The organism is Brenneria nigrifluens DSM 30175 = ATCC 13028 (assembly GCF_005484965.1).
Lineage (GTDB): Bacteria > Pseudomonadota > Gammaproteobacteria > Enterobacterales > Enterobacteriaceae > Brenneria > Brenneria nigrifluens.
In genome coordinates, this window is record NZ_CP034036.1 from 3211765 (window position 1) to 3223490 (window position 11726).

Genomic DNA, 11726 nt, shown 5'->3' on the forward strand with positions numbered 1-11726 from the left:
AGCACAATAAGAAAACTTAGTTTGAGAAACGATGAACTATAACTGGAACTGGGGCATATTTTTCGATATGTCGCTTGATGGCACCCATACCTACTGGCAAACGCTGGTGATGGGTCTTGGCTGGACGGCCGCCACGGCCGTCTGCGCCTTTGCCATCGCGCTATTGCTGGGGTCTTTGGCCGGTATCGCCCGCAATACGCCGATCGCCATGCTGAACCGCTGCGGCAGCGCGTTCGTCGAACTGTTTCGTAATATTCCGTTGTTGATGCAAATGTTTCTCTGGTATTTCGTCCTGCCGGAGGCGCTGCCTGAATCGGCGGGCGACTGGCTGAAACAGTTGCCTGACGCGCAGTTTTATACCGCCACGCTCTGTCTGGGCTGCTATCACGGCGCGCGTATGGCGGAAGTGGTGCGCGCCGGGCTGGAAAGCCTGTCCAAAGGTCAGCGCATGGCCGCTCAGGCGTTGGGATTAACGCTGCCGCAAACCTATCGGTTCGTGTTACTGCCGGTGGCGTTTCGCATCGTGACGCCGGCAATCACCTCGGAATTTCTCAGCTGCACCAAAAATACCTCGGTCGCGCTGGCCATCGGGCTGATGGAACTCACCGGCGGCGCCCGCGCCATGCAGGAAAACAGTTTCCAGGTGTTTGAGGCCTTTACCGCCGCCACCCTGCTTTATCTGCTGCTTAACCTGATTATCGTCTTCGTCATGCGCGGCATGGAAAAAAGAGCGGCGCTGCCGGGTTTCGGCGTCGCTCAGCACAGGAAGAAGGGCTGAAACAATGCTGACAGGATTCGATTTTCAAACCATCGTCAACGCCCTGCCCTACCTGTTTCTGACCGGCATGAGCTTTACGCTGAAGCTCACTTTCTGCGCCACGCTGCTGGGGATTATTTTCGGCACGCTGCTGGCGATCATGCGCCTGTCGCGCTTCCGGGCGTTGGCCGTGCTGGCCGCCGGTTATGTCAACCTCTTGCGTTCGCTGCCGCTGGTGCTGGTGATCTTCTGGTTCTATTTTCTGGTGCCCTATCTCTTGCAATGGATAACCGGCGCCTCTTTCCCGGTCAGGGTCGATCCGTTCTGGTCGTCGGTCATTACCTTTACGCTGTTCGAAGCCTGCTATTTTTGTGAAATCGTCCGATCCGGCATTCAGTCGCTGCCCGGCGGCCAGTCACAGGCCTCGCTGGCTTTGGGGCTGAACGGCCGACAAACCATGATGTACGTCATTTTGCCGCAGGCCATGCGCAATATGCTGCCGCTGTTCCTGACCCAGACGATTATCCTGTTTCAGGACACATCGCTGGTCTACGTCCTGTCGATTACCGACTTTCTCGGCGCGGCCGCCAAGGTCGCCCAACGCGACGGGCGCCTGCTGGAGATGTATTTGTTCGCCGCCGCCGTTTATTTCATCATTTCCTATCTGGCGTCCAACGCCGTGCGGCTACTACAGAAGCGCACCGCCATTATCCGTTAAGTGATGAAAGGTCTACGTCTTTTTCAAACCGATTGGTGAATTGAATGCCCACAACGCAAGATAACAACCAGGCCGATAACCCCGTATCCATCGCCAAAGACAACGATGCGCTGTTACGCCTGTGCGCCGCGCGCCTTGATACCCTGAAAAATGATCGCATCGTGCTCTACGCCGGCGCCAATTTACCCAGCGAAGCGGCGATCGCCGCCTACTCCCCGGCGCTAAGCGCCTATCCGGCCATGGGCCCCCGTTTCGCCAAGGAACAGCCGGATACCGATCTGGTGTCAAAACTGGAAATCGCCGTGGAAAACGAAGTGAACGCGCTGTTCGGTTCGCAATGGGCGGAAACCCGCCTGGCGAACTGCACCACGGCGAATCTGGCGGTATTCCATGCGTTTTCACAACCCGGCGATCTGCTGCTGGCGCCGACCGCCGCCCACGGCGGTCATTTAAGCCAGCGGCGCGGAGGAACGCCTGAACTGGCGGGACTGAAGGTGATGGATCTGCCGTACGACGCGCGGCACGACCGTCTGGACGCCGCCGCCGCCGCCGAAATGATCCTGACCGTCAAGCCCAGGCTGGTGATGCTGGGCCGTTCGGTAATGATTAAAGCCGACGATCTCGCTCCTGTGGTCGCCAGCGCGCACCAGATCGGCGCCAAAGTAATTTTCGACGCCTCCCATGTGTTGGGGCTTATCGCCGGCGGAATGTTTCCCAATCCGCTGGCGCTGGGCGTCGATATCATGACCAGTTCGACCTATAAAACCTTCCCGGGCCGCCCCCACAGCATTATCGCCGGCCGTCATGCAGACGATCGCCGGCTTCTATCGCGGCTGATCGAAAGCCGGATGATCGCCAACTGCGACGCGGGCTGCCTGCCGTCATTGCTGGTGACGCTGCTGGAAACCCGGCGGCATGGCGCTGGCTATGCGCGGCAAATTTGCCGCAACACCGCGGCCATGGCCGAAGCGCTGCGGGCACAGGACGTGTCGGTGATTGCCGCACAGGCGCATGAGACCGCCACCCATCAGCTATTGATCCCGATGGATTCGTCGATGCCGGCGAAAGCGACCATTACCGCGCTCGAACGGCACGGCATTCTGGTCGGCACCTGCGCCGATCCGCGCGCGCTGAATGAATTCGCGCTGCGCGTCGGCACGCAATTTATGACGCGGCAGGGAAAAAACGAAGCGGACTTCGCGGCTATCGCCCAAAGTCTGGCGCAACGGCTGGAGAAAACGGCGGCGGGACGCATGCGCTATCGGGGGTAAACCGGCGCGGCGGCAAAATATCCTCCTGCGCCGAGGATCGTCTATTAGCATCCGTAACCTGGAGAAAATCATTTTCACGCGCAAAGAGATATACTGTAGCTATATGGTCACAGGTCGCCACCAAGGAAATTAATATGCCCATCAAGCTTATCCAGCCTCAGAACGCTCGCGAACTGATCGAGAACGGCGTCCTGCTGGTCGATATCCGCGCGGCCGATGAGTACGCGCGCGAACATATCGCCCAGGCGCGGCATATTCCGCTAAGCGACATTGCGGCGCAGCCGCCGCTGACCGACGCCGGCGGCGTTATCTTCCACTGCCTCTCCGGTAACCGCACCCAGGCCAATGCCGACAGGCTAGCCGCCAGCGTGCCGGGCGACGCCTATATTCTGGACGGCGGGCTGGCGGCCTGGAAACAGGCGGGGCTGCCCACCGTGGTCGATAAGTCACGGCCGCTGGAGCTTAACCGCCAGGTGCAGATTACCGCCGGCGCCATCGTGCTGCTGGGCGCCGTCCTGGGGGCCACGGTTTCCCCCTGGTTCCACGCCCTGTCGGGATTTATCGGCGCCGGGCTTATCTTTGCCGGTATTTCGGGTTTCTGCGGGCTGGCCCGCCTGCTGCTGAAGATGCCCTGGAACCGCGGATCGCCGCTCTGATAAGCCATACGCTCCCGCCGGTATCCGGTGTAAGATCGCTGTTGGTGGATGAATAACGGCGTAATGCACGATTCAGCGCATTACGCCGCATTAACCCGCGGACATCAGCCGGCAATAAATAACCGCCGCGGCGCCTGGGTCAGGCGGACATGGCCCTGCTCCGTAATGGCGATGGTTTCGCTGAACGCCAGCCCCTCGGCATAGATATACATATGAAATACCATTCCGACTTTCAGGCGCCACTGCGCATTGGGTAAAAAGACGCGGCTGAAATCGCTGGTTCGGGGGGTGGAAATCGGATAATAGCCCAGGCTATATCCCGTAATACCGCCGTAATCCTCCCGCAGCCCGGCGGCCAGCACGGCGTTGCGCGCCAGCGCATCAATATCCTTAGCCATGGCGCCCGGCCGCATGGCGTCGAACTGGGCGTCCTGAATGGCGATCAGCTGCTGCGCTATCTCCTGCTGCCGCGGCGATGCCCGGCCGATAATCGCCGGGCGCATCAGGCGGGCGCTGTAACCATGCAGAACAGGTACTAATTCCATATGGACAATATCTTCCGTCGCCAAGGGCCGTTGATGCAAATTGCCGTGCAAAAAACTGTTCCCGACGCCGGTGGTGATAATACCGTAGCGGGCTGAGTCCAACCCATTCTGCATAAACACCTGATGAACGATAGTCGCCGCATCGCGTTCGGTTTTCCCTATGCTTAAACCGGCAACAGCGGCGGACAGCGCGAGATCTCCGACTCTGGCCGCCTCGGCGATATAGCCAATCTCTCGTTCTGTTTTGCACTCCCGTAATTGCTCCAGAACGCCGGAAAAATCACGCAAAGGCCGGGAAGGGAGGCGGCTTTGCAGGCGATTAAAGCGCGCCACCGTCATACAATAAGAGTCAAAATCCACGCCAATATGCTGTTTATCCCAACCGCGCTCGACAATCGTGCCGATAATCACCTCTATGGGATCTTGCCAGTCGGCAAAGGTTACAGTATCCGTTATCCAGCTGTTTTCCTGAAAGGTATGCGCATCCATCGCCCGATATACCATTACCGCATCGCCCTCCAGCGGTAATAAACAGGCGCGATACATATTTTCGGAAATGCTGAACCCGGTCAGGTAAAACAAAAACTCCGTCTGATCAACCAATAGCAGACCGATATCTTTATCCCGCATATAAGCGCGTATTTTTTCTATCCGCTGACGATATTCCTGCCGTGTAAAAACCAGCGTTTTATCACTCTTCATTTTATTTATCCCCGGAAAATATTCACAATGTCGCTATCGTTGTTTTGTTAGCCAATTCGCCGTCAGTAGCGTGACCATGGTAATCAGAACCAGCAATACGCTCACCGCCGCAATGGTCGGATCGAGCTGGAACTGCACGCTGTTCCATATGCGCACGGATAGCGTCTGCGCTTCATTACCCGCCATAAACATAGCGATTAACAACTCGTCAAAAGAGCTGAGAAAAGAGAAAATCGCGGCGGATATCATGCCGGGCGCCGCCAGGGGAAAAGTAATGCGCCGAAACACGGTGAAGTTGCCGGCGCCGAGGCTCATCGCCGAATACTCAAGCTGGCTGTCTATTCCCTGTAAGGTGGAAGAGATAATAATCGTCGCAACAGGTAATGAGATAATAGTATGGCCGATAATAATCGCACTGATGCTATTAAATATATCGACCGCGGAAAAGAAAAAGAACAATGAGAGCGCCGCGATAATATTAGGGACGATCAACGGCAGCAAAACCAGCACATAGATAATCTTCTTCCCGCTAAAGCGGTAGCGAACCAATGCCAGCGCCAGCAGCAGGCTTAATAGCATCGCCATCAGAGTTGACATCACAGCGATGCGAAAACTCAGCCACAGCGAATCCAGCCAGGCCGAATCGGTCAGCACTTTTTCCACCCAGCGCAGAGAAAATCCGCCGGGGGGAAACGTCAGGTAGGCCGACGGACTCAACGCCAAAGGGAAAATAATAATGATGGGCAACGCCAGAAATAACAGCACCAATAGCGCCATAATCAGCGAAAACAGCCCCGGTCTGCCGGTATTCATCGTTTTGCCTCAAACAGCTGTTCCAGACCGATAAGCCGCTGATAAAGCCAGAATAACGCTAGTGTAACGATCAGTAATACCGAGGAGAGCGCAGAGCCGAATCCCCAGTCGAAATAGGTTTCTATCTGACTTTCAATCACCATTGAAACCATCGTTTGCTGCGGGCCGCCCATCAGCGCGGGGGTAATGAAAAAGCCCAGCGACAGAATGAATACCAGCAACCCGCCCGCGGCGACGCCCGGTAAAGAGAGGGGCACAATAATTCGCCAAAAGGCGCGGCGGCGTGAAGCGCCCAGGCTTTCCGCCGCGCTCAGCAAACCAAGATCAATGCCGCGCATTACGCTGTAAAGCGCCAGAATCATATACGGCAGCAGGATATAGGTCATACCGATAAGTACCCCCGTTGAGGTATACATCAGTTTTAGCGGTTCGGTGATTAGCCCCACGGCGGTCAACAGCTGGTTCACGATGCCTTCCGCCCCCAGCAGCACCATCCAGGCATAGGTGCGCACCAGCACGCTGGTAAAATAAGGAATAATCACCACAATCAGAAAAATATTCGCCGTGCGCGGTTTCAGCGTCGCCAGCACCCAGGCCAACGGATAGCCCAGCAACAGCGTACTCAACGTCACCCACAGGGATATGCGCAGAGTTATCCACAGAACGTTTATCCAGACGGGCTCATGGATAATGCGCAGGTAGTGTCGCCAGGTAAAATCCGGGCCGTAGAGGCTGACGCTCAGCATATTGAGCAACGGGTAGATAAAGAACACCAGCAGCGCCAGCAACGACGGCGCCAACAGCAACCAGGGCTTCCAGTTACGACGCGCCGGCAGAGAGAGGTTCATTGCCGTTGCTCCCCGGCGATCAGCCACAGGTTTTCCGGCTGCCAGCCGAGGGAAACGGCCATTCCAGGGGTTATCGCCTTTTCCAGATCGATGTTCTGGGCCTGAACCAGCAGCGCCGTGCCGTCATTAAGCCGTACGGTCACTTTCACCGTGTGCCCCAGATACAGTACATCGCTTATCACGGCGTTTAGCGGCAGTTGATCCGCCGCCGCCAGACGAATTTTCTCCGGGCGTAATACCGCCAACACGCGCTGCCCGTATGACAGATGCTTGACGCCCCGTCCACTTATCCGTTCGCCGCTGTCCAGCCTGAGGTCATATCCAGCGGCATGCACCCCGTCGATATAACCGCCAATAAAATTGGATTGCCCGATAAATTCGGCAACCCAGCGGCTTTGCGGCTGTTCGTATAAGGATTGCGGCGTGTCTATTTGCGCAATCCGCCCATCCTGCATCACCGCAATACGATCGGATAGCGTGAGCGCCTCCTCCTGATCGTGGGTAACAAACAGCACCGTGGAACCGCTTGAGGTATGCAAACGTTTCAGTTCCAGCTGCATATGCTCACGCAGTTTTTTGTCCAGCGCACCCAGCGGTTCGTCCATTAGCAGAGCCTGAGGCTCAAAAATCAGCGCCCTTGCCAGAGCAACCCGTTGTTGCTGCCCGCCGGATAGCTCGCGCGGCAGCCGGTGGCCTTTATCAGCTAGTTGCACCATATCCAGCGCATCCGCCACTTTTCGCCTGATAACGTTCCCCGCTACGCCGCGCATTTCCAGCGGAAACGCCAGATTGCGGAAAACCGAGAGATGGGGAAATAAAGCGTAGTTCTGAAACACCACGCCCAGGTTCCGTTTGGCGGGAGGAAGATGCGTCACATCCCTACCGCCGATCAGGATCCGCCCTTTGCTGGGGGCGGTAAAACCGCCGACCATCATCAGCGTGGTGGTTTTTCCCGATCCGCTGGCCCCCAGCAGGGTGACAAACTCTCCGGGTTCAACGGTCAGATTCAGATTATCTACTGCGGCCGCGTGGCCAAAACGCCGGGTCAGCCCTTTCAGACGAAGCTCCGCTCCCGCTTTCAATTGGTCGGAGCGAAGCGATAGATTGGCACCACTCATTAAGCCTGACCCAAAATCCAGGGCTGCCAGACTCTCCCCACCCGTTCCAGATTATCCGACCACCACTGCGCATCCTGTACAAAGGTGTTTGCAAAATAGGCCGGGTTCGAGGGCAGTTTCGCCCGATCTTCAGGGCGGACGAAATCAAAGGCTTTTTTATTGGTCGGGCCATAGGCGATATACTGGGTCAGTTTGGCCTGAACCTCTGGCTGTAAGGCAAAGTCGATAAGCAACTGGGCATTCTCCGGATTCGGCGCGCCTTTGACCACGCTCCAGTATTGCACCTGCTGTTTTGCCTGGTTCCACTCAATCGCCAGCGGCGCGCCTTGATCAATCAATGCCTGCGCTCTGCCATTCCACAGCGCGCCCAATACCGCGTCTTTGCGCTCCAGCAACTGCGCGGAGACCGCACCGGTGTCCCACCACTTTGAAACATTGGGCTTAATTTTATTTAAGGAGGCGAAAGCACGGTCGATATCCATAGGGTAAAGCTGCGATTTATCCACACCGTCGGCCAGCAGGGCAAATTCCAGCTCCACAGAACCGGAACGCATATCCGCTAACGTCCGCGGGCCGGGGAAGCGTTTCACATCCCAGAACTCCGCCCAGCTTTTAGGGTGAGACCCAGCGCTGAAAACATCGGTGTTGTAGGCGATGACGGTGGCGAATAACAGATTGCCAATCATATTCGGATGACGAAGCTCCGGCAAAATATCATCCGGATTGCAGAATTTCATCGCCGAATAATCAATGGGGGCTAATGCTCCGGCTTTGTCCAGGTTAAACTGAATAATATCGCCTAAATCCAAAACATCAATGCTGACTCGCCCGGCTTTTACCATGGCCAATATTTGTGATGCGGTCGAGGGTATGATTTTAACCTGAATACCGGTTGTTGCAGTAAAAGGCTTATAAATCGCAGTCTCCATCGCCTCCTGATAAGCGCCGCCCAGCCCCCGAACGATCACTTCCCGGCTGCCTTTGGCAAACACCGAAGGCACAGAGAAAGCGCCAAGCGCCACCCCGGCGCTGATAATAGAACTTTGTTTTATTAAACGACGACGTGCGGTATCTATACGGTCTACCATTGAGTTCTGAATGGCAGACGGCCTCTCTCCTTTTGTATTACTCATACTCATTTTCCTTTGCAATTAGATAACGAAAACAGCTCCTCTCTGGCATCAATGATATATTAAAAGTAGATACTATTTTTTATTTAATGCTTTATTTATAAGTGTTTCCCTGGTGTTGTCATTTTTCCAATGACCAAGTAATTCCCAAGCTTTATCTGATTCCTGTAGTTTTTCTCTTACGTCTTCCGTATTCCGCACCACCATTTGCGACATTAACCAGTCAGCCATAATCAGCGTACCAATCTGTGACCACCAAGCGACCTGCGATGTACCACGTGCAACATACATCGCTTCATCAGATTCAACTGCCAGAGGTGATGAGGCCCGGTCGGTCAACGCAACAACATAGGCGCCACGGAGACGGGCCAGATGCATCAGTTCAACGGTATAAGGAAGGTAACGTTCATAACCGATGCCGATAAAAACATCCTCATCGCTAACATTCCTGATCCGATCGGCTACATCCCCCGCCCCAACATTAAATACTTCCGCATTTTTCAGCACGTTAAGCTGCATTGCCAAATAGACCGCCATTGCATGCGTCGTACCGTGCGCCGTAACCCAGATCCGCCTGGCAGAAGCCAACTTGTCGGCAATACGAGCGACGGTTTCTGGCGGATTTAGCGCCGCAGTTTGGCTGATTAACAAACCGCCATTCGCAAACACCTGCTCTTTTAACTCAGCCTCGCCGGATGACATCGGAGCCCGCTGAAATACACCACTCAAGCCGCTATTTTCAATCAGCGCCTCGCCCAGATCTTCACGCAGGTGCGCATAACCGCGATACCCCAACGCCCGGGAAAATCTTACCACCGCGGCGTCACTGACATTAATGGCGCCCGCCAACTGTCTGGCCGTCATAAAGGCTACTCGTTCCTTGTTTCTTTCGATATAACGAGCAATAAGCTGTTGTGCCGGAGTAAGACTTGAAAAACGTTCGCTAACCAATGCTGAGAAATTCATAAACCATCCTGAATGATTCAGTTACTACAGTAAAATGCAAACATGTTGTATTTGCAACAATAAAATTAACCTTTTTGAGATAAAAACAAAAAACAATTTAAAATCAAAAAGATAACATCAAAGCAGAATTCACTGACAAAACAATAAATGACTAGCGTGACTATATACAGGTATATTAATAGCTCCATTAGTATAAAATCCGTCGCGTTGCTAATATATAAATCAACAATATATTTCCTTATTAACTATTCATTCCGCTATCTGATAACGGCAGAGAACAAAGATAGCATCTCTCATATAGCGTAGATGAATAACGCCGACCGACGATAAAAATTTACGGAGGTCGTCCTGCCCTCCGCCCTGACGGGCCGCCGCCAGCGGCGTTAAAAAACGCTCCGGGCGTTTTTTCTCCCGGAGGTTTGTGTCGTCGGTTGACAGTTATATAGCCGATCGGGCGTTATACCCGACAGATAGGCGGGAAAGTGGATTTACACTATGTCGGCAGCACAATATGACTGTCCGCCAGCTGTCCCATATTGTTATGCATCGCGCAGGCCGCATCGATCAGATGCATGGCGATCGCCGCGCCGCTGCCTTCGCCGAGCCGCATGCCCAATTGCAGATAGGGTTCCAGTTGCAGATGGCGCAGCGCGATTAGCGCGCCTTTTTCCGCGGAGAGATGGGAAGGGATCAGATAGTCACGCGCCCGCGGGGCGATACGGCAGGCGGCCAGCGCCGAGGCATAGGAAAGGAAGCCGTCCAGCACCACCGGCAGCCCGGACGCCGCCGCGCCCAGCATGACGCCCGCCATGCCCACCAGATCGAAACCGCCGATTTTTGCCAGCACGTCAATGCCGTCATGGGCATTGGGCTGGTTAAAGGTAATGGCGTCACGCACCACGGCCACTTTATGATGCAGCCGGTGGTCGGGGAAATTGGCGCCGATGCCGACCACCCGTTGCGGATCGCTATCGGTCAATACGCTGATTATCGCCGCCGCCGGCGTGGTGTTCGCCATCCCCAGCTCGCCGACGCCAAACACCCGTACGCCCTCGGCCGCCTGCCGCATGGTCAGCCGGGCGCAGTCGAGCAGCAAAGCTTCCGCCTGCGCTCGCGTCATCGCCGCGCCGCGGCGAATATTGCCGCTGCCGCGCTGTACCTTCATATTCACCACGCCGGGGATGGGATCGCCGTCAATGCCGACATCCACCACCTTGACTTCCGCTCCGGCGTTCGCCGCCAGCACGCACACGCCGGTAATGCCCTTGACCATATTGGCCGCCTGAATCGCCGTCACCGCGCGCGGCGAAATCGCCACCCCTTCGTGATAAACGCCGTGATCGGCGGCCATCACCATAATCTGTTTGCGGGCGACCTGATGCCCGGACAACCCGCGCATACCGGCGAGCTGGATAGCCAGTTGCTCCAGCCGGCCGAGGCTGCCCAAAGGCTTCAATAGGCCGTCAATCCTGACCGCCGCGCGGTTTATGGCGTCGCCGTCCAGCGGCGTAATTGCCTTAACCAGCTGTGAAAGAGGGTGTCGCGGGGAGAGTTGCATACTATTTTCTCGTTATTCAGCCTGCCATCGGCAACGATGATTAAATGCCCGCAGCGTGACAAAGCCATCCTGCACTTCCAACACGCTGTAGGCGCCTTGTTCAAAGGGAAAATGCCACATCGCGGCGGGAGGCATATTCAGCCACGTTGCCAGCAGCAGGCTGAGTACCCCCTGATGCGCGACGATCAGTTGGTTATCCCCGGTTTTCTGCGTCAGCAATGTCTGCGCCACATGTTCCACCCGTTTTGCAAACGCCGGGAAAGACTCGCCGCCGGTGGGGCGCGCCTGCTGCCAGTCCGCCACCCAGGCCGCCCAGCCGTCCGTATCCTCATGCTGCAAGTCGCGATGATGACGCATTTCCCAGTCGCCGAAATGCATCTCGTTCAACGCGGCATCAGCCGCGGCCGCGATCTCCCGCGCCGCCAGCACAATGGCGGCGGTATGCTTCGCCCGCAGCAACGCGCTGCTGACCGCGGATGAAAAAACAACTTCGTCCAGCCAGGCGGATACCCGCCGCGCCTGCTCCACGCCGCTCTCCGTCAGCGCGATATCCGTTGCGCCGCAAAATACCCCGCTGAGGTTCGCCTCGGTCTGACCGTGTCTGACCAGAAATAGCCGCATCTTTTCTCCCAATGTTTCGTCGG

12 protein-coding genes are annotated in these 11726 nt (G+C 55.9%); 4 read left to right on the forward strand and 8 right to left on the reverse strand.

What is annotated here, in order from left to right; genetic code table 11:
* Positions 1-31: 31 nt before the first annotated feature.
* The 4 genes from EH206_RS14955 to EH206_RS14970 all read left to right on the forward strand — a co-directional run bounded on the left by EH206_RS14955 (position 32) and on the right by EH206_RS14970 (position 3402).
* Complete coding sequence (locus tag EH206_RS14955) at positions 32-778, forward strand: amino acid ABC transporter permease (RefSeq protein ID WP_009113663.1); 747 nt, start codon at positions 32-34, stop codon at positions 776-778.
* Positions 779-785: 7 nt separating this feature from the next.
* Positions 786-1475 carry an amino acid ABC transporter permease gene (locus EH206_RS14960; RefSeq protein ID WP_198008363.1) on the forward strand — a complete coding sequence of 230 codons (690 nt, stop codon included), beginning with the start codon at positions 786-788 and terminating at the stop codon, positions 1473-1475.
* Between the two features lie 44 nt (positions 1476-1519).
* A complete protein-coding gene (locus EH206_RS14965; RefSeq protein WP_009113665.1) occupies positions 1520-2746 on the forward strand; it encodes a PLP-dependent aminotransferase family protein in 1227 nt (408 codons plus the stop codon).
* Positions 2747-2880: 134 nt separating this feature from the next.
* Positions 2881-3402, forward strand: coding sequence for a rhodanese family protein (locus tag EH206_RS14970; RefSeq protein ID WP_009113666.1), 522 nt, complete (start codon positions 2881-2883; stop codon positions 3400-3402).
* Between the two features lie 104 nt (positions 3403-3506).
* On the opposite strand, the gene EH206_RS14975 is transcribed toward EH206_RS14970, so the two are convergent.
* From EH206_RS14975 to EH206_RS15010, 8 genes are all read right to left on the reverse strand, one after another.
* Positions 3507-4649 (reverse strand): M24 family metallopeptidase, encoded by a 1143-nt coding sequence (locus tag EH206_RS14975; protein ID WP_009113667.1) that lies wholly within the window; start codon positions 4647-4649, stop codon positions 3507-3509.
* 33 nt (positions 4650-4682) lie between these two features.
* Positions 4683-5462: an ABC transporter permease gene (locus tag EH206_RS14980; RefSeq protein ID WP_009113668.1), complete on the reverse strand. Its 780-nt coding sequence runs from the start codon at positions 5460-5462 to the stop codon at positions 4683-4685.
* Positions 5459-6310, reverse strand: coding sequence for an ABC transporter permease (locus EH206_RS14985; protein WP_009113669.1), 852 nt, complete (start codon positions 6308-6310; stop codon positions 5459-5461). The genes EH206_RS14980 and EH206_RS14985 overlap by 4 nt, the downstream gene beginning before the upstream one ends.
* Positions 6307-7428: an ABC transporter ATP-binding protein gene (locus EH206_RS14990; protein WP_009113670.1), complete on the reverse strand. Its 1122-nt coding sequence runs from the start codon at positions 7426-7428 to the stop codon at positions 6307-6309. Before EH206_RS14990 ends, EH206_RS14985 begins: the two co-directional genes overlap by 4 nt.
* Positions 7428-8561 (reverse strand): ABC transporter substrate-binding protein, encoded by a 1134-nt coding sequence (locus EH206_RS14995; protein ID WP_009113671.1) that lies wholly within the window; start codon positions 8559-8561, stop codon positions 7428-7430. The genes EH206_RS14990 and EH206_RS14995 overlap by 1 nt, the downstream gene beginning before the upstream one ends.
* Positions 8562-8633: 72 nt before the next feature.
* Positions 8634-9524, reverse strand: coding sequence for a MurR/RpiR family transcriptional regulator (locus EH206_RS15000; RefSeq protein WP_009113672.1), 891 nt, complete (start codon positions 9522-9524; stop codon positions 8634-8636).
* A 493-nt stretch (positions 9525-10017) separates the two neighbouring features.
* On the reverse strand, positions 10018-11082 hold the full coding sequence (cobT, locus tag EH206_RS15005) for a nicotinate-nucleotide--dimethylbenzimidazole phosphoribosyltransferase (protein ID WP_009113674.1): 1065 nt from the start codon (positions 11080-11082) through the stop codon (positions 10018-10020).
* 12 nt (positions 11083-11094) lie between these two features.
* Positions 11095-11703 (reverse strand): adenosylcobalamin/alpha-ribazole phosphatase, encoded by a 609-nt coding sequence (locus tag EH206_RS15010; protein WP_009113675.1) that lies wholly within the window; start codon positions 11701-11703, stop codon positions 11095-11097.
* Positions 11704-11726: the final 23 nt, after the last annotated feature.

Bases quoted from the DNA above. Each gene is read 5' to 3' on its own strand.
- EH206_RS14955 (WP_009113663.1), top strand. From the start codon at position 32: ATGAACTATAACTGGAACTGGGGCATATTTTTCGATATGTCGCTTGAT.
- EH206_RS14965 (WP_009113665.1), top strand. From the start codon at position 1,520: ATGCCCACAACGCAAGATAACAACCAGGCCGATAACCCCGTATCCATC.
- EH206_RS14970 (WP_009113666.1), top strand. From the start codon at position 2,881: ATGCCCATCAAGCTTATCCAGCCTCAGAACGCTCGCGAACTGATCGAG.
- EH206_RS14975 (WP_009113667.1), bottom strand. From the start codon at position 4,649: ATGAAGAGTGATAAAACGCTGGTTTTTACACGGCAGGAATATCGTCAG.
- EH206_RS14980 (WP_009113668.1), bottom strand. From the start codon at position 5,462: ATGAATACCGGCAGACCGGGGCTGTTTTCGCTGATTATGGCGCTATTG.
- EH206_RS14985 (WP_009113669.1), bottom strand. From the start codon at position 6,310: ATGAACCTCTCTCTGCCGGCGCGTCGTAACTGGAAGCCCTGGTTGCTG.
- EH206_RS14990 (WP_009113670.1), bottom strand. From the start codon at position 7,428: ATGAGTGGTGCCAATCTATCGCTTCGCTCCGACCAATTGAAAGCGGGA.
- EH206_RS14995 (WP_009113671.1), bottom strand. From the start codon at position 8,561: ATGAGTAATACAAAAGGAGAGAGGCCGTCTGCCATTCAGAACTCAATG.
- EH206_RS15000 (WP_009113672.1), bottom strand. From the start codon at position 9,524: ATGAATTTCTCAGCATTGGTTAGCGAACGTTTTTCAAGTCTTACTCCG.
- cobT (WP_009113674.1), bottom strand. From the start codon at position 11,082: ATGCAACTCTCCCCGCGACACCCTCTTTCACAGCTGGTTAAGGCAATT.
- EH206_RS15010 (WP_009113675.1), bottom strand. From the start codon at position 11,703: ATGCGGCTATTTCTGGTCAGACACGGTCAGACCGAGGCGAACCTCAGC.